At 65.1% G+C, this 17,652-nt stretch carries 17 protein-coding genes and 1 pseudogene; 10 read left to right on the top strand and 8 right to left on the bottom strand.

The genetic code is table 11. The annotated features are described in order from the left end of the window. Positions 1 to 44 precede the first annotated feature (44 nt). The 6 genes from D1F64_RS22085 (at position 45) to D1F64_RS22060 (ending at position 8,023) form a co-directional block, all read left to right on the top strand. The gene (locus D1F64_RS22085) at positions 45 to 1,295 is read left to right on the top strand and encodes a sarcosine oxidase subunit beta family protein (RefSeq protein ID WP_117414185.1); all 1,251 of its coding nucleotides are present in this window, start codon (positions 45 to 47) and stop codon (positions 1,293 to 1,295) included. Positions 1,296 to 1,313: 18 nt separating this feature from the next. Beyond that, complete coding sequence (locus tag D1F64_RS22080) at positions 1,314 to 1,595, top strand: sarcosine oxidase subunit delta (RefSeq protein ID WP_117414184.1); 282 nt, start codon at positions 1,314 to 1,316, stop codon at positions 1,593 to 1,595. Further along, positions 1,592 to 4,630, top strand: a complete 3,039-nt coding sequence (locus D1F64_RS22075) for a sarcosine oxidase subunit alpha (protein WP_248304547.1) — start codon at positions 1,592 to 1,594, stop codon at positions 4,628 to 4,630. The genes D1F64_RS22080 and D1F64_RS22075 overlap by 4 nt, the downstream gene beginning before the upstream one ends. Continuing rightward, positions 4,623 to 5,267, top strand: a complete 645-nt coding sequence (locus D1F64_RS22070) for a sarcosine oxidase subunit gamma family protein (RefSeq protein ID WP_117414182.1) — start codon at positions 4,623 to 4,625, stop codon at positions 5,265 to 5,267. Before D1F64_RS22075 ends, D1F64_RS22070 begins: the two co-directional genes overlap by 8 nt. A gap of 307 nt (positions 5,268 to 5,574) precedes the next feature. Further along, positions 5,575 to 6,852: an aromatic ring-hydroxylating dioxygenase subunit alpha gene (locus D1F64_RS22065; RefSeq protein ID WP_117414181.1), complete on the top strand. Its 1,278-nt coding sequence runs from the start codon at positions 5,575 to 5,577 to the stop codon at positions 6,850 to 6,852. Between the two features lie 64 nt (positions 6,853 to 6,916). Next, positions 6,917 to 8,023, top strand: a complete 1,107-nt coding sequence (locus D1F64_RS22060) for a 2Fe-2S iron-sulfur cluster-binding protein (protein WP_117414180.1) — start codon at positions 6,917 to 6,919, stop codon at positions 8,021 to 8,023. Positions 8,024 to 8,038: 15 nt separating this feature from the next. Here the strand turns inward: D1F64_RS22060 and D1F64_RS22055 are convergent, their stop codons facing one another. The 8 genes from D1F64_RS22055 to D1F64_RS22020 are packed head-to-tail and all read right to left on the bottom strand — an operon-like array spanning position 8,039 to position 14,259. Further along, positions 8,039 to 8,353, bottom strand: coding sequence for a YciI family protein (locus D1F64_RS22055; protein ID WP_117414179.1), 315 nt, complete (start codon positions 8,351 to 8,353; stop codon positions 8,039 to 8,041). 23 nt (positions 8,354 to 8,376) lie between these two features. After that, positions 8,377 to 9,219 (bottom strand): class III extradiol dioxygenase family protein, encoded by an 843-nt coding sequence (locus tag D1F64_RS22050; protein ID WP_117414178.1) that lies wholly within the window; start codon positions 9,217 to 9,219, stop codon positions 8,377 to 8,379. Continuing rightward, positions 9,220 to 9,579: an extradiol ring-cleavage dioxygenase gene (locus D1F64_RS22045; RefSeq protein WP_117414177.1), complete on the bottom strand. Its 360-nt coding sequence runs from the start codon at positions 9,577 to 9,579 to the stop codon at positions 9,220 to 9,222. It lies immediately after the preceding gene. Next, entirely contained in the window at positions 9,576 to 10,301 is a 726-nt protein-coding gene (locus D1F64_RS22040; RefSeq protein ID WP_248304546.1) for an alpha/beta hydrolase, read from the bottom strand. The genes D1F64_RS22045 and D1F64_RS22040 overlap by 4 nt, the downstream gene beginning before the upstream one ends. Further along, positions 10,298 to 11,416, bottom strand: coding sequence for a 5-methyltetrahydropteroyltriglutamate--homocysteine S-methyltransferase (locus tag D1F64_RS22035; RefSeq protein WP_117414176.1), 1,119 nt, complete (start codon positions 11,414 to 11,416; stop codon positions 10,298 to 10,300). Before D1F64_RS22035 ends, D1F64_RS22040 begins: the two co-directional genes overlap by 4 nt. A 10-nt stretch (positions 11,417 to 11,426) precedes the next feature. Next, on the bottom strand, positions 11,427 to 12,731 hold the full coding sequence (locus tag D1F64_RS22030) for a TRAP transporter large permease (RefSeq protein ID WP_117414175.1): 1,305 nt from the start codon (positions 12,729 to 12,731) through the stop codon (positions 11,427 to 11,429). Continuing rightward, positions 12,728 to 13,246, bottom strand: coding sequence for a TRAP transporter small permease (locus D1F64_RS22025; protein WP_205470581.1), 519 nt, complete (start codon positions 13,244 to 13,246; stop codon positions 12,728 to 12,730). Before D1F64_RS22025 ends, D1F64_RS22030 begins: the two co-directional genes overlap by 4 nt. A 23-nt stretch (positions 13,247 to 13,269) precedes the next feature. Beyond that, positions 13,270 to 14,259, bottom strand: coding sequence for a TRAP transporter substrate-binding protein (locus tag D1F64_RS22020; RefSeq protein ID WP_162901714.1), 990 nt, complete (start codon positions 14,257 to 14,259; stop codon positions 13,270 to 13,272). A gap of 485 nt (positions 14,260 to 14,744) precedes the next feature. Here D1F64_RS22020 and D1F64_RS22015 point away from each other — a divergent pair, with 485 nt between their 5' ends. From D1F64_RS22015 to purU, 4 genes and pseudogenes are all read left to right on the top strand, one after another. Continuing rightward, positions 14,745 to 15,194, top strand: coding sequence for an SAM-dependent methyltransferase (locus D1F64_RS22015; RefSeq protein ID WP_205470580.1), 450 nt, complete (start codon positions 14,745 to 14,747; stop codon positions 15,192 to 15,194). 50 nt (positions 15,195 to 15,244) lie between these two features. Beyond that, entirely contained in the window at positions 15,245 to 16,084 is an 840-nt protein-coding gene (locus D1F64_RS22010) for a GntR family transcriptional regulator (RefSeq protein ID WP_117414174.1), read from the top strand. Positions 16,085 to 16,519: 435 nt separating this feature from the next. Then, entirely contained in the window at positions 16,520 to 17,296 is a 777-nt protein-coding gene (locus D1F64_RS22005) for a helix-turn-helix domain-containing protein (RefSeq protein WP_117414173.1), read from the top strand. Between the two features lie 259 nt (positions 17,297 to 17,555). Beyond that, positions 17,556 to 17,651 (top strand): annotated as a pseudogene (gene purU / locus D1F64_RS22000) (formyltetrahydrofolate deformylase); the annotation flags it as partial. Between the last annotated feature and the right edge of the window lies 1 nt (position 17,652).

The raw sequence follows: 17,652 nt of genomic DNA, 5'->3' as shown, positions 1-17,652 counted from the left end.
TGGGGATGGAGGCCGGATCTGCGGCGTGCCACAGGAGAGGCTTCATGGCGTCCTATTCCGTCTTCGCACTGGTGCGGAACGCATTGACCCATCATTCCGGCTGGGAACGTGCATGGCGCGATGCGCAGCCCAAGGCCGCCTATGATGTCGTTATCATCGGCGCCGGCGGGCATGGGCTGGCAACCGCCTATTATCTCGCCAAGGAGCACGGCATCACCAATGTCGCGGTGATCGAAAAGGGCTGGCTGGGCGGCGGCAACACCGGGCGCAACACCACCATCATCCGCTCCAACTATCTGTGGGACGAGAGCTCGGCGATCTACGAGAAGTCGCTGCAGCTCTATGAAACCATGAGCCAGGAGCTCAATTACAACATCATGTTCTCGCAGCGCGGCGTGCTCAATCTCGCGCACACGCTCTCCGACGTGCGCGAGGGTCAGCGCCGAACCAACGCGCTGCGACTGAACGGCATCGACAGCGAGTGGCTGACGCCGGAAGAGATCAAGGACTTCTGCCCGATCCTCAACACGGGGCGCGACATGCGCTATCCGATCATGGGCGGCACCCTGCAGCGCCGGGCCGGCACGGCGCGCCACGATGCGGTCGCCTGGGGTCTGGCGCGGGCGGCGAGCGCCATGGGCGTCGACATCATCCAGAATTGCGAGGTCACCGGTCTTCGCCGCGAAGGCGGCAAGGTGGTGGGCGTGGAGACCGCCAAGGGGTTCATCGGAGCCGGTAAGGTCGGCATCGTCACGGCGGGGCATTCCTCGGTGATGGCGCAGATGGCCGACATTCGTCTGCCGATCGAGAGCCATCCCCTGCAGGCGCTGGTCTCCGAGCCGGTCAAGCCGGTGATCGACTGCGTGGTGATGTCCAACGCCGTGCATGTCTACGTCAGCCAGTCCGACAAGGGCGAACTGGTGATGGGCGCCGGGATCGACGCCTACACCGGCTATGGCCAGCGCGGCAGCTTCCATATGATCGAGCATCAGATGGGCGCGCTTCTGGAGCTGTTTCCGATCTTCTCGCGTCTGCGGATGATGCGGCAATGGGGCGGCATCGTCGATGTCTCGCCCGACGCCAGCCCGATCATCTCCAAGACGCCGGTCGGCAACCTCTACATCAACTGCGGCTGGGGAACCGGCGGCTTCAAGGCAACGCCGGGCTCGGGTTGGGCGTTCGCGCACACTATTGCGCGGGATGAACCGCATCCGCTCAACGCGGCCTTTGCGCTCGACCGTTTCACCTCCGGCTATCTGATCGACGAGCACGGCGCCGCCGCCGTTGCTCACTGAACCCTTGGGAGATCCGACATGCTCTTGATCGAATGTCCCTGGTGCGGACCGCGCGACGAGTTCGAATTCGGCTATGGCGGCGAGGCGCATCGCACCCGGCCGGCCGACCCGAGCGCGCTGAGTGACGCCGAATGGGCGGAGTTCCTGTTCATGCGCGCCAACACCAAGGGCGCGCACAAGGAACGCTGGGTGCACAGCCACGGCTGCCGGCGCTGGTTCAATGTCGAGCGCGACACGGTGAGCTACGAGATTCTGAACGTCTACACCGGCAGCGCGCCCGGCGCGGGAGAGCAGGAATGAGCGGATCGTCCCAGTCATCTGCTTCCGGCATGCGCGCGGCTTCGGGCGGCCTCATCGATCGTGAGCGCACGCTGAGCTTCACCTTCAACGGCAAAGGCTACCAGGGGCACCCGGGCGACACGCTGGCCTCGGCATTGCTTGCCAACGGCGTGCATCTGGTTGGCCGCAGTTTCAAGTATCATCGCCCACGGGGTATCCTTTCGGCCGGCGCCGAAGAGCCCAATGCGCTGATCCAGCTCGAGACGGGCTCGTGGACCGAGCCGAACCTGCGGGCGACCCAGATCGAGCTTTACGACGGCCTGATCGCCGCGAGCCAGAACGCCTGGCCGAGCGTCGCCTTCGATGTCGGCGCGGTCAACAACATCTTCTCCAAGCTCTTCGTCGCCGGCTTCTACTACAAGACCTTCATGCATCCGCGCAGCTTCTGGATGCGGGTCTACGAGCCCTTGATCCGCCGCGCGGCCGGCCTTGGCCGGGCGCCGAAACAGCGCGATCCGGACGTTTACGACAAGGCGCACGCCCATTGCGATGTGCTGGTTGCCGGCGCGGGCCCGGCGGGTCTCATGGCGGCGCTCGCCGCCGGTCGCTCGGGCGCGCGCGTGATCCTGGCGGACGAGCAGCCGATGCTTGGCGGTTCCCTGTTGGGTTCCGACGACACCATCGAAGGCCTGCCGGCACGCGACTGGGTGGCCAGGGCGCATTCCGAACTCGCCGCCATGCCCGAGGTGCGGATCATGCCGCGCACGACGGTCAGCGGCTACTACGATCACAATTATCTGGTGCTCGCCGAGCGCAAGGGCGACCACCTGCCGCGTGGCTCGGCGTCCGGCCGGGTGCGCCAGCGGCTGTGGAAGGTGCGTGCGAAACGCGTGGTGCTGGCGACCGGCGCGCACGAGCGCCCGCTGGTGTTCGCCGACAACGATCGTCCCGGCGTGATGCTGGCAGGTTCCGCGCGCACCTATGCCAACCGCTATGGCGTGCTTCCCGGCCGCACGGTGGTGGTCTTCACCAACAACGACAGCGCCTATGACGCGGCCTTTGACCTGGCGCGCGGCGGTGCGGCGGTCGCGGCCATCGTCGATGTGCGGCGCGACATTCCGGACGCGTTCAAGCAGCGCGCCGCGGCTGCGAGCATTCGTCTGATTCTCGGATCCGCCGTGGTGGCGACGAAGGGCTATCGCAAGGTCACAGGTGTCGATGTCGCGCCGCTGGCAGCCGACGGCGAGACGCTGGCGGGGTCGCCCGAAGCGATCGCGTGCGATCTCGTCGCCATGTCCGGTGGCTGGACACCGGCCGTGCATCTGATGTCGCAGTCCGGCGGCAAGCTGCGCTATGACGAGGACCTCAGCTGTTTCGTTCCGCGTCTGTCGGTGCAGGCGGAAGCCTCCGCCGGATCGTGCAATGGCGCCTTCGCGCTGGGCGACTGCCTGGCGGAAGGAGCCAGGGCGGGCAATGACGCGGCGCAAGCCGCAAGCTTTGAGCCGGGTGACGCGACCACCGCGCCGCAGCCCGAGACACCCGCCGGAGCGCCGGTCCATCCTGTCTGGATCGTGCCGGGCAAGCAGACGGTCGGTCATGGGAAGGCGAAGCATTTCGTCGATTTCCAGAACGATGTGACGGCGGCCGATCTGATGCTCGCCTCACGCGAGGGCTATCAGTCGGTCGAGCATCTCAAGCGCTACACGACCACGGGCATGGGCACGGATCAGGGCAAGACGTCCAACGTCAACGCGCTGGCGATCCTGTCGCGCACGCTGGCATCCCCGATCCCCGCCGTCGGTACGACGACGTTCCGCCCACCCTATACGCCGGTCACCTACGGCACGCTGGCGGGCCGCGATATCGGAGAGCTGTCCGACGTTGCCCGCGTCACGCCGATGCACGGCTGGCACGTGGCGCAAGGAGCCGAGTTCGAGGACGTCGGTCAGTGGAAGCGTCCGTGGTACTATCCCAGGCACGGCGAGAGTATGCGGGACGCGGTCAACCGCGAATGCCGCGCGGTGCGCAACGACGTCGGCGCGCTGGACGCGTCCACGCTCGGCAAGATCGACATCCAGGGACCGGATGCGGCCGAATTCCTCAACCGCATCTATACCAATGCATGGCTGAAGCTCGGCGTCGGGCGTTGCCGCTATGGCCTGATGTGCAAGGAAGACGGCATGGTCATGGACGATGGCGTGACCACGCGTCTGGCCGAAAACCACTTCCTGATGACCACGACCACGGGCAATGCGGCCCAGGTGCTCGACTGGCTGGAGGAATACCTCCAGACGGAATGGCCGGACCTCAAGGTCTACCTGAGCTCGGTCACCGAGCATTGGGCCACGGCGTCGTTCGCCGGCCCCAAGGCGCGCGCGCTTTTGGCCGAGCTCGCCCCGGATCTCGATCTCTCCAACGACGCTTTTCCCTTCATGTCGATGCGGGAGGCGACAGTCGCGGGCCTGCCGGCGCGCATCTTCCGCATCAGCTTTACCGGGGAACTCTCGTACGAGATCAACGTGCCGGCGTATCAGGGAATGGCGCTGTGGGACGCCCTGTTCGCGGCGGGCGAGAAACATGGTCTGACGCCTTACGGCACCGAGACCATGCATGTGCTGCGTGCGGAAAAGGGGTTCATCATCGTCGGCCAGGAGACTGACGGCACCGTGACGCCGTTCGATCTCAGCATGGGCTGGATCGTTTCCAAGGCCAAGCCGGATTTCGTCGGCAAGCGGTCCTACGACCGCCCCGACACGGCGCGCGGCGACCGCAAGCAACTCGTCGGACTTCTGACCGAGGATCCGGATTTCGTTCTTCCGGAAGGTGCGCAGATCACCCTGCGGGCAGGCGGCGAAACCCCCATCCCGATGATCGGACACGTTACGTCGAGCTACCACAGCGACACATTGGGCCGCTCGATCGCGCTGGCGTTGATCGCCGATGGTCCCAATCGCCTCGATACCACGGTGCACGCGCCGCTGCCGGGGCGCTCGGAGCCGTGCAAGGTGGTCAAACCCGTGTTCTACGATCCCGAAGGAGTGCGGTTGAATGGCTGAGCGAGACACGCTGTGGCGCGCCGGCGCCCTTTCGCGCCTGTTTCCCGGCGCAATGGCCAATGCCGCGTCGGATTCCCTGAGCCTGCGCGAAATGCCGGTTCCGGGGCAGATCAATCTGCGCGGAAACCCGGCAGATCCGGCCTTCTTCAAGGCGGCGATGACCGCCTTGGGCAGCGGCCTGCCGCTTGAAGCCAACACAGTGGCGGAAGCCGCTGGCGTCACCGTCTATTGGCTCGGGCCGGACGAATGGTTGATCTTGACACCACCGGGCGCCGAGCACGCGTTGATCGCAACGCTGCGCGAAGCGCTTTCCGGGGTGCATTGCGCCGTCGTCGACGTGTCGGGTAATCGGGCGCTGATCCGCATGTCGGGCGCGGAGGCACGCGAAATTCTGGCCAAGGGTTGCAGCCTCGATCTGCATCCACGCAGCTTCAAGGCTGGCGATTGTGCGCAGACATTGATCGCGCGCTGTGGCGTGATCCTGCATCAGCGCGATGATGCGCCCTCCTATGATCTGCTGCCGCGGCGATCGTTCTCGGAGTATCTGTGGCTGTGGCTGGTTGACGCCTCGGCGGAATACGGGGTTGCCGGGTCGTCGGGAGCAGGCGTCACGGGATCGGATCCAGATCATGGCTGATCGTCCCGCGCAAATCCGGCGCCCGGATTGTCACCCTTTTAAGGGATTTCGCAATCTTCCGTAGACAGAGACCCTTGGACAGCGCACGATTTTCGCGCGTTCCCATTTTTCTGTCGGAGCCAGCAACGAAACTGTCGCAATCGGAAAAGCGGACCGCCTTTTGCGAGCCGACAATTGTCGGCGCTTGGACGCACTGCGAAGGGTCAATCGACTCAGTCGGACACCCTCGCCCCTTGGTATCTTGTATAGCGCCTTGCGCCGATGGTTGCGGTACGCAAGGCGGATTGACCCGGAGGATGGGTTCGCCATGACGCTTTCGATTCCGGTTGAGGATCTCGTTCGGCGCCGGCTGGCTGGTGCCAGCCTTGAGGCGCCGTTTTACATCAGCCGCGCCATCTACGATCTGGATGTGGATCTGATTTTCCATCGCCACTGGATCTTTGTCGCCACGGGACCGGACGTGCCGGAGCCGGGCGACTGCATGACGGTGGAGGTCGGCAAGGCTTCGGTGCTGCTGCTGCGCGGCGAGGACATGCAGGTTCGCGCCTTCCATAACGTCTGCCGTCATCGCGGCGCGCGTCTCATCCAGGATCACAAGTCGACGGTGGGCAACGTCGTCTGCCGCTACCACCAGTGGACCTACGGCGAGACCGGCGATCTGCTGTTCGCCGAGCATATGGGGGCGGACTTCGACAAGAGCTGCCACGGACTGAAGCCCGTGCATCTGCGCTCGGTGGGGGGGCTGCTGTTCATCTGCCTCGCGGACGAGCCGCCCGCCGACATCGACCGGATGGAAGCCCAGCTCACGCCCTATCTGGCGCCGCACGATCTCGACAACTGCAAGATCGCCTATAGCTACGATCTGATCGAGCCGGGCAACTGGAAGCTGACGATGGAGAACAACCGCGAGTGCTATCACTGCGTGGGCAACCATCCGGAGCTGACCATTCCGTTGCAGGAGTACGGCTTCGGCTTTGCGCCGGACGAACTGGACGATTTCCGCAAGGCGGATGTCGAGACCTATCGCGAGGTGCTGGCGGATTCCTATGCCCGCTGGGCCGGCATGGGCCTGCCCTCGGAGGAACTGGATGAACTGACCACCGCCGTCACCGGGTTTCGCACCCAGCGGCTGGCGCTGATGGGCGCGGGCGAATCCCACACGATGGACACCCGCGTCGCTTCTCAGAAGCTGCTTGGCAACCTCACGGATGCCCGTCTCGGCGGTCTGTCGGTCTGGACCCATCCCAATTCGTGGCATCATTTCATGAGCGACCACGTGGTGACCTTCTCGGTGCTGCCGATTGGCCCCGACCGGACCTTGCTGCGCACCAACTGGCTGGTGCACAAGGACGCGGTTGCCGGCCGCGATTATGATCTGGAGAATCTCACCAAGGTCTGGCTGATGACCAATCAGCAGGATAATGATCTGGTGGCGATGGCGCATGCCGGTGTGGAACAGCCGGGATATGAACCCGGTCCCTATTCGCGTTTCACCGAAGGCTTTGTCGAGAAGTTCTGCGAATGGTACATCGACCGCCTGTCCGCCCATCTGCTCGCGACGCCGAGCCAGGTTGCCGCCGAATGACGCCGGTCGCACCCGTCATGCGCGCCGCGCCGTCGCGGGACCGGGCCGGAAAAGGATAGTTACAATGCTCTGGAAGCCCGACCTGACCGTCACCGACGGCAATGAAGCGGCGGTGCCGGAATGGGATCCCGACGTCGACGACGTGCTCGTCTGCCGTCAGGTGCGGGACGAGACGCACGACGTGAAGACTTTCGTCTTCTCGGCGCGACAGCCGTGCCTGTTTCGGTTCCGGCCCGGACAATTCCTCACGCTTGACCTGCGGATCAACGGCAAGACCTTCAACCGGTGCTACACGATTTCGGCGTCCGCCGCGCAGCCGTTCCGGGTGGCGATCACGGTGAAACGCGTGCCCGGCGGCGAGGTGTCGAACTGGCTGCACGACAATCTGGTTCCCGGGACGGAGATTCACGCGGTCGGGCCGATGGGCGACTTCACGCCCAAGCCCGCGTTGCGGGCGAAATGGCTGCTTTTGTCGGGCGGCAGCGGCATCACGCCACTGATGTCGATGGCCCGGACCTCCGCCGATCTTGCCGAGGATCGCGACCTGATCTTCGTGCACGCGGCGCGCAGCCCGCACGACATCATTTTCCGTCAGGAACTCGACATGATGGCGCGCCAGTCGCCGGGCATGCGTCTCGCGCACATTTGCGAGACGGTCGCGGGCGAGAAAAGCTGGTCCGGGCTTACGGGCCGCGTCTCGCGCACCATGCTTCAGCTCATCGCGCCGGATTTGATGGAGCGGGAGATTTACTGCTGCGGCCCTGCGCCGTTCATGGCGGCTGTGCGCGCCATGCTGGTGGAAACCGGTTACGACATGACCGGCTACCATCAGGAAAGCTTCGATTTCAACGAGCTGGATGCGATGGACGTGGAGGTTGCGGCGCCCGAGGTGACGGAAGCCGCCAGCGATGCCTTCCGCGTTGAGTTCGCCGTCAGCGGACGTGTCCTGGAATGCGGTCCGGATACGACGATCCTCAACGCGGCGCGCGCCGCGGGACTGCGCCTGCCGTCGTCCTGCACGCGCGGGATGTGCGGAAGCTGCAAGAGCCGCTTGGTGTCGGGCACCGTCGACATGAAGCACGGCGGCGGCATCCGCCAGCGCGAGATCGACCAGGGCCAGGTCCTGCTGTGCTGTTCCAAACCCACCAGCGACGTCGTCATCGAGCGTTGACGCGAGTCCCCTGGCTCAGGGCGTCATCGCCTCGATGCGGTGGGCCTGAAACGTATCCGCCAGCCGGGTGATCGTGATGTCCGAGACCAGCCCTGCCCGGGCGAAGGGATCGGTTTCGGCAAAGGCGCGCGCGTCGGCCTCGCTTGCGGCTTCCAGAATGCCGAAGTTGCCCAGGGAGGTGACGCCGTCGTCCGGCGTCACCGCGCTGCCCACCAGCACCCGGGCAAGACCGTTGCCGCCGCTTGCGACATGGGCCCGGTGTGCCGGGCGCAGGGCGTCACGCTGGTCGGCGACGCCATCATGGTGTTTGCAGACCATCAGGAAATACATCCGTTTGTCTCCCGCGGTCCGCTTCAGGCGTGGTTTTCCAGAACCACCATGCCGGCGCCGGTCATCGAGGCGGGCGCATGGTAGTGCTTCATGATCAGCTCGACGTCGGCGTCCATGGCGCCGCGCATCACCAGCCACATGATCAGTTCCGCGCCTTCGGAGCCGAACTGCTCGACATAGTCCTCGCGCGTCATGTCGCGGTATTTTTGCGGATCGGTGGCGATGCCCTCGAGCCAGGCGAGGTCCGCCTCGCGGTTGAGGAAACCCGCACGCGCGCCCTGCAACTGGTGCGACAGGCCGCCGGTGCCCAGAATCACCACGCGCTCGTCCGTGGGCCAGGTCTCGATGGCCTCGCGCAGCACCACGCCCATGTCCCAGCAGCGCTGCGGCGTCGGGATCGGGTACTGGATGGTGTTGACCCAGATCGGAACGACCTTCACCGGCCAGCGCTCGGGGCGGCCCCAGAACAGCTCCATGGGAACCTGCAGGCCGTGGTCGACCTCGATTTCCTGGCAGATCAGCGGATCGAAATGCCGTTCCACCAGCTTGTCGATGAAGTGCCAGGAGAAGTCGACGGCGCCTTCAAACGGCGCGATGTCGCGTTTGCCCCAGGCCTCGTCGATGGGATTGTAGGTCGCCGCCGCGCCCACGGCGAAGGTCGGTATCCGGTCGAGAAAGAAGGAATTGCCGTGGTCGTTGAAGATCACCACGGCGATGTCGGGCTTCTTGTCCTGCACCCACTTCTGGCCGGGAATGTAGCCGTCAAAAAATGGCTTCCAGTCCGGTGTGTCGCGCAACCCCCGGTCCAGCGCCACGCCGATGGAGGGGACGTGCGAGGTTCCCAGTCCGCCGATCAGTTCAGCCATTTACTTCTTCCCCAGTCTGTCGCGCAGGAAGGCGCCGTGTTCCATGCTCGCCTGAGCCGCGCCAATGGCAGTGATCGGCACCGGATCCACCGCCGAGATCTTCAGAATGAAAAACAGGTTGCCGCCGAGGCGGACCATTTCCTGCCAGTCGCGGGCCAGCACGGCGGCTTTTTCCTCGGGCGCAAGCCCGTAGCTGTCGAGAAACGCTTCCTCGTCGGCGGCGAAGGCTTCGCGCTTGGCCGGATCGACCAGCGACATGGCCATCTTGTTGATCTTGTAGCCCTTCAGGCCGCGGGCGCGATCAAACAGCGGCGTATCGGGAATGCGGTCCGCGCGGGTGTCGTCTGTCTCCGTGCTCATGCGGTGTCCTTTGCTGCCAGTATGTCCAGGACCCACGATTCGAGCGCGGCGGTCACCGCCTCGGGCCGCTCGATCGGGGCGAAGTGTCCGGCGTCGTCGATGATCTCGAGGCGGGCGCGTTCAAGCCTGTTCAACATGTCCTCGTGCTGGGCGGGCGGGCTCCAGATGTCCTGGCGGCCGACCACAAGCAGTACGGGGCAGGTGACGTCGGACAGCGCGGCCTCCGCATCGGGGCGGTTCAGAAGCGCGCCGATCTGCCGGTCGTGCTGGGCAACGTCGGCGCGCAGCACCATGGCGGTCAGCGTCTCCAAGAGCTCGGTGTCGCCGAGCCGGGTCTGATCGAGCATGGGCGGCAGCCAGGCCGCGGCGAGCGCCGCCATGCCTTCGTTGCGCGCGAGATCGAGCACCTTCTGCCGCTTGGCTTCCTCGCCTTCCTGGCGCGGATGAATGCCGGTGTCGGCCAGCGCCAGCGCGCGGACACGCTGTGGCGCCAGCCTGTACATCTCGAGCGCCACGCGGGCACCCATGGAATGGCCGGCGACCAGCAACGGCCCGGCGTGCTCGCCGAGGATCGTCTCGGCCATTCCCGTGATCGAGTCCCCGGCGCTGACATCGGCGATCGCGACGGGCAGGTGGCGGGACAGTCGATCCGCCGCGTGCTGCCAGACGACGGCGTCCGACAGCAGGCCGGGAATGAACACAAGAGTCATGTCGTCGCTCATGCCTCGATCTCTCCCCAGATTTCCCGCGCGGTGGCCACCGTCAGGGCGAGCTTCGCCCATTGGTCGGCTTCGGTGAGCAGGTTGCCGTCCTCGGTGGAGGCGAAGCCGCACTGCGGGCTGAGCCCGAGGCGGTTGATCGGGACGACCCGCGCGGCTTCCTCGACGCGGGCGAGCAGCTTGGCGCGCGGTTCCAGCGCCGGCTTCTTGGACGTCAGCAGGCCGAGCACGACCTTCTGGCCGCCGAGATGCTCGAGCGGGCCGAAATCGCCGGAACGGTCGTCGTCGTATTCCAGGAACAGCGCGTCGACGTTCAGGTTTGGAAACACGATGGGCGCGATGCTCTCGTAGCCGCCGCTTGCCGCCCAGCTCGAGCGCGCGTTGCCGCGGCAGATGTGCACGGTGAGATAGGTGCCCGGCGCTCGCTCGCTGATGCAGGCGTTGATCACCTCCACGTAGAGGCGAAGCGTCGCGTCGGGATCCAGGCCGCGCTGAACGATACGGGCGCGGTGGTCGGGATCGACGAAATAGCTCATGACGGGATCGTCGATCTGGATGTAGCGGCAGCCGGCCTGTTCCAGCGCGCGGATTTCTGCCCGATAGAACGCGGCCACATCATCCCAGAACTGGCCGATGTCGGGATAGACGGCCGGATCGGCAACCGCGTCTCCGGCGTGGAAATGGATGCGGCTCGGGCCGGGTATGGTGACCTTGGCCATCGTGCGCGAGCAGGCGGCCAGCGCCTTGAAATCGTCGACGAGCACCGGTACGCGCCATTGGATGCGGTCGCGCACGGCGACGTTCAGCGGCACGTGGCCGGCGCCCGAGCCGATGGTGAAGCTGTTCGCGACCACCGGGCTTTCGATGCTCACGCCGGGAATGGCGCGGATGAAGTCGAGCCACCAGTTCTCGCGCCGCACTTCGCCGTCGGTCACCGCCCTCAGCCCGGCCGCTTCCTGATGCCGCACGAGCTCGGCGACCGCCGTGTCCTCGATGCAGCGCTGGTCAGGGGCGGACAGGGTGCCGGCGCGTAGCGCCGCGCGGGCATCCTGCACCGAGCGGGGACGCAGCAGGCTGCCGACATGGTCGGCGCGGAAAAACGGCTTTGAAGCGGGCATGAGTTCTCGACTATCCGATCATCGTGTTGGGCAGGTAGAGGGCGATTTGCGGGAAGATCACCAGCAGCAGCAGGGCGACGATCATCATCAGCCAGAACGGCATGACGCCGATGAAGATGTCGCGCAGCGGCACCGCCTTGGCGACAGACTTGACGATGAAGACATTGACGCCGATGGGCGGGCTGATGAGACCCATCTCCAGTGTCAGCACCACGATCACGCCGAACCAGATGGGATCGAAGCCAAGCGCTGTGATGACGGGGAAGAACACCGGCATGGTCAGCACCAGCATGGCGAAGCCCTCGAGGAAGCAGCCCAGCACCAGATAGCAGGCCAGGATCAGCAGCAGCACGCCGTAGGGGCCGATGTCGAGCTGGCCGAGAAACTCGCCGATCGCCTGCGGAATGTGGCTGAGCGCCAGAAACGGGTTGAGCATATGGGCGGCAATCAGGATCAGCATGACGGTGGCGGTCGTCGTCACGGATTCCTTGATGGCCCGCCAGAACGCATCGAGCGTGAGATCGCGCGTGACGACGCCGAAGGTGATCACAAGCCCGGTGCCGACGGCGGCCGCCTCGACGGGCGAGAAGATGCCGCCGTAGATGCCGCCGATGGTCAGCAGCACGATGCCGAGAATCGGCACCGCGCCGATGAGCGCGGTCGATTTCTCGCGCAGGCTGGTGCGCGGGCCGGACGGGCCGTAGCCGGGAATGGCGAAGGACAGGATGGTGATCATTACGATGAAGAGCGCGGCGAGCAGCAGGCCGGGGATGACGCCCGCGAGAAACAGCCGGCCGATCGATTGCTGGGTGAGAATGGCGTAGACCACGAAGCCGGTGGAGGGCGGAATCAGGATGCCAAGCGTTCCGCCCGCGGCGACCGCGCCCGTGGAGAGCTTCGGATCGTAGCCGTAGCGGTCCATCTCGGCCAACGAGACCCGGCCCATGGTCAGCGCGGAGGCGACCGAGGAACCGCACAGTGCCGCGAAGCCCCCGCAGCCGATGATCGTGGCCGAGGCCAGCCCACCGCGCACCGAGCCGATGATCGCATAGGCGGCGTCATACAGCCTCCGGCTCATGCCGGTCTCGGTCGCGACGTTGCCCATCAGGATGAACAGCGGCACGACGATCAGTTCGGGATTGGAGGACAGCGTGAAGGTCTCGCTGGCCAGCAAGCTGAGCGCCGAACTGAAGCTGCCGAGTACGGTGACGCCGATGAAGCCGACCGTGAACATCGCGAAGGCGACCGGCATGCGCAACACCAGCAGCACCAGCAGGGCGAGCATGCCCAGGCCGCCGACAATACCTGTACTCACAGCACTTCCTCTTGATGGTCGATGCGGCCGGTCGTCGGCGTCAGTACGGTTTGGATGGCGCGCAGCAGCATGCCGAGCGAGGTCAGTGCGGCGAAAGCGGCCAGGGTCCACTGAAAGTAGACCTTCGGCAAGCCGATGATGTTGGTGGATAGATGCAGCATCTGGGACAGCTTGGCGGATTCCCAGACCGTCCAGGCAATGCCGGCGAAGATCACCGCCCCGGTGAGTTGCGCGAAGACATCGAGCCAGCGGTTCTGCCGGTTGGAGAAGGCGTTTGCGAAAATATCGACGGCGACATGGCCGCCAAGGCGGTCGCACAGGGCCATGCCGGCGAAGACGATGATCACCAGGGTCATCTGGGAAATGTCCTGGGCGCCGGTCAGCGGCGTGCCGAAGAAGCGGCCGACGACATCGACGAGGATGACGAGTGTGACAAAGACGAGTGCCACACCGCCCAGCGCGGCGGACAGGTCGATCAACCTGTCCACCGCGCGCGTGAGAACCGTGCGTATCAAGGGATGTTCCCTGGGCTTGGGGTTTATTGTCCCTGCATGGTGGCGAGAATCTCGGCGCCATCCATCGCCGCGATGAGATCGGTGCGAACCTGGTCGGCGATCACGCGGAACGCGGTGATTTCCTCGGCGGTTAGGTCGACCACGGTGTTGGACTCGTCTTCGCGCAACCTGGCGATGGTCTCGGCCGCAAGCGCGTTCCAGCCTTCCTCGCCCAGCTTCGAGAGCTCGATGCCGCTGTTCTTGTCGATGGCCGCCTTCTGGACGTCGTCGAGGCTGTTGTACTTCGCCTCGTTCATGACGAGGTAGAACATGATGTGGCCCAGCGATGCGCCGATCGAATAGGAGTTGGCGACCTCGTCGAGCTTGAAGTCGTTGACCGCGCTGGCGCCGGTGACGACGCCGTCGATCAGCCCGGTCTGCAGGGCGTTGTAGATCTGGCCTGCGGGCATCTGCACGGGCGTTGCGCCCAGTGCGGTCATCATCGCGCCGGAAACCGAGCCGGAGACCCGCATCTTGAGACCCTTGAGGTCTTCCGGCGTGTGGATGACGCGGTCCTTCATGATGAAGATGTTGGGCTCGGACGCCCACATGGCCAGCGGAATCGTGCCGGGAAACTCGTCCGTAAGATGCTTCTCATAGGCGTTCCACAGCATCTGGTAACCGGTCATTCCGGCCGGCATCGCGCCGGGCATCTCGACGATCATCGACTTGGGGAACTGCGAGGATGTGTAGCCGGACAGGCCCCAGGCGATGTCGGCGACGCCCTGCAGCGTGCGCACATATTGTTCCAGCGGCCCCGCGCCGAGCTCGCCGCCCGGGTAGACCTTGATTTCCAGCGTCCCGTTGCTGTCGGCGGCAACGCCCTTGACCAGCGGATCGACCACGGAGGCGGTGACAACGTGCGCGGGCGAAACGAAGTGGGCGAGCTTCAGCGTCTCGGCGGAAGCCGTGGTGGCGGTCAGCAGCATCAGGGCCGCCGTGGGCAGCGCGAGGCGCCCGGCAATCATGTTCATATCCGTGTTTCCTCCCAGAAACGCCGCCGCGCAGAGCGCGGGCCGGCGTGGACCGCATGGGTGCGGAGCCGTGCGCGGACGCTATCGCGGCGGGAGCAGGCGCACCAATCCGAAAAGAGCGCCTTATGATAAGTTTTTGCTATTCATGGCCCGATTGGCGCAGCGTCATCGAGAGTCGCGCCAGTCAGGCCGTGTAGCGCTTCGGGCGGCAAAGAGAGCCACCTCTGCACGCAAAGCCTATCAGAAAATTTTCCTTTTTGGGATGGTTGGGATACAAATACCGGTTCAGTTGTACTCAGATGTATGCAATTAGGCGTTAAACGGGCCGGCCTTATGGCCTGTCTCTGGAATTCCTTGAAATTTGCATCCCAAAATTGTTTTCTTTTTTCAAAACGCGAATGCGGTCAATGGTCCGGTGCATCGGCGGACGTCGCATGGAAACAGACGGGGCGGAAATGGTCGGGCAAGAAGCTCATGCTATAGAGATGGTGCCTGTTGGTTTTGTGCGGGGCGGCCGGACCGAAGCGACGAAGGATGGCTGGGCCGGCACCCGCGCGCGGATCGTCCTGCGCGACGACCTCTTTGGAGCGGAGTCCGTCGCGGGTCTGGACGCGGTGTCGCATATCGAGGTGGTGTTTCATTTTCACGCCCATGCGGACGAGTCGCTGGAACTTGGCGCCCGCCACCCGCGCGGCAATCGCGACTGGCCGCGGGTCGGCATCTTCGCGCAGCGCGGCCGGATGCGGGTCAATCGCATTGGCGTCTCCGTCTGTCGCTTGCTGAACACCGACGGTCTGTCGCTCGAGGTCGAGGGACTGGACGCCATCGACGGAACGCCGGTGCTGGACGTCAAACCGGTGTGGTCGGGATATGATCCGCGCGGAGAGCGGTGCGAGCCGGAGTGGGCACGGGAGATCATGGCCCGCTACTGGTAGGCACAGTCCCGCCGCCCGTGCCCCATTCACGCCAACAAGAAGATCCGTTCATGAGACGCGCCAAAGCCGGAACACGTCAGAGTCAGGTCATCACCGAGCTGAGATCGCGGGTGATGCACGGCACCTTCAAGGCCGGCGAAAAATACTCCGAAGCCGCGCTCGCGGACGAGTTGGGCGTCTCGCGCACCCCTGTACGCCACGCGCTGACCGTGCTCGTCGAGGAAGGCTTGCTGACGCGAGTGGGCGCGCGCGGCTATGCGGTGCGGGTCTATCGGGTCAAGGATGTGCTGGAGGCCATCGACCTGCGCGGACTGCTTGAGGGATATGCCGCGCGGCGCATCGCGGCCGCCGGCCCCAGTGCGGAGCTTGTGGCGGCTTTCGAGGAGTGTCTTGCCGAGGGCGACGCGATTTTCGCCAAGCGCGCGTTCGAGGATTCCGATGAGGCGCGCTATGCCGACATGAACCGGCGCTTTCATGGGCTCATCATCGAGGCCGGGGACGGCGCCCTGTCGCTGCAGATGGAGACGCTGATCGACCGGGTTCCCTTCGGCGCGCCTGACGCGATCGCCTTCGACCACATGGCGGAGCAGCAGAAGTTCGACATGCTGCACTATGCCCATCGTCAGCATCACGGCATCGTCGAGGCGATCTGCCAGCGCGACAGCGCGCGCGCCGAAGCGCTTCTGCGCGAGCACACCACGCCGGTGAAGCAGAGCCTCGGGCTCAGCGCCCCGGTTGGCGGACGCGCGGGGGATGGCCCGGCGGCCGGGCGCAGCCTGCCGTTCGTCGACATGGATATGCCGGCCGACGCGCTGACCGCGCCGGACGGTGCGCTCGTCGATGCGGCGGGGCCGGACAAACCAACAGCGCGCAAGAAGGCCATGATCTAGTTTCCATGCGGTCGGCCGGGCGCCGCAATCTTTGCCATCTGGCGATGGCCGAAGGCGGCGCGAAGATGCCGGCGGGACTCTGAGATTTCACTCGGGCCGGCGGACCAGCGGCTCCAGCCAGCCGATTTTCTCCCACAGCGCCGGGAGTTTCTTGTGCGGAAGAATCTCGCGTGACGTCCGGGTGATCGTGCTGGGAAGGTCTCCCAGCGCCCTCGCGCGACCTGCGAAATGTCGCGCGAGAAGCTGCCGCGCCGGATGGGATGGAGGCGCAGGCCGGGCAGTCGCGCGTTTTCCTGCGGGATGTCTGGATCTCAAAACCCACCCCGAAATCTCCGTGAATAATTTCCTCCTGGTTGAGAAATTTTCACTGCCGGTGTAAGTGGCACAGGGAGGCAAGGGGGCTGCGGAAAACCTCCATCCAGGGAGAAAACGAGCATGGCGACGGCATCGGGACCCAACCAGTCCGGCGGTGAGAAGCAGGGAGCCGCGGAACGTCACGGCGCCGGCGCGCCGTCGGTCGCGCGTGCGGAAGCCGCCACAAAGGCGCCGGCGGGCACAGCCAAGCCGCAGACCGGTTCCGCCGAGACCTTGCCTGCTCTGGCGCAGGACCCGCATGCCTTGCGCGAGCCGCGCGAGAACAATCTGGAAATCGCCATCGGTCACGAGGTGCGGGCGTTTCGCAAGAAGCTCGGCATCACGGTTGCCGATCTCGCGTCCGCGACCGGCATTTCCGTCGGCATGCTGTCGAAGATCGAAAACGGCATCACGTCGGCCTCGCTGACGACGTTGCAGGCGCTGTCGCGCGCCCTCGGCGTACCGCTGACCGATCTGTTCAAGCGCTACGAGGAGGCGCGCAACGCGGTCTTCGTGAAGGCGGGCGAGGGGGTCGAGATCGAACGCCGCGGCACCCGCGCCGGTCACCAGTACAATCTGCTCGGTCACATCGAGAACAACACCTCCGGCGTGGTGGTGGAACCCTATCTGATCACGCTGACGGCCGAATCGGACATCTTTCCCGCCTTCCAGCACGCGGGCACTGAGTTTCTCTACATGCTCGAGGGCGAGGTCGTGTACCGCCACGCCGACCAGCTCTTCACCATGCAGCCCGGCGACAGCCTGTTCTTCGATGCCGACGCGCGGCACGGGCCGGAAGAGCTTGTGAAATTTCCCATCCGCTATCTGTCGATCATCTCCTATCCGCAGCGCGGTTAGACGCGCCTGCGTGTTTCCATGAAAAGCGGACGCGGCTCCCATCAGCCGGGCATGTCGCCCAAATGGGTCAGCCTCCCGAGATGTTGCAGATCTTTCGAGACTTCCCTTCGGGCACCCATTTCTTGGTTTTGGAGATCTTGCGCGGTTGCCTGGGAAAATGATTCCGTGAAGAACAGACGTGCTCCGGCGTTCCGTTCATGGATTTGAATGAAGCCCCTGTGCGGCGTGGTCGGGATGAGGCGCGGGCGCTGCGACCCGGCACGCGCATGTCCACAACCGGGTGTTTCTCAACGGTCAGCGCACAATTGTTTTTCCGCCCGGCCCGGGTAGCTATGTCTCCGAGCGCATGGGATAGA

This window comes from Breoghania sp. L-A4, assembly GCF_003432385.1.
Lineage (GTDB): Bacteria > Pseudomonadota > Alphaproteobacteria > Rhizobiales > Stappiaceae > Breoghania.
Note: the sequence above shows the minus strand (reverse complement) of the source record. Positions and strands in the feature narration are given on the sequence as shown.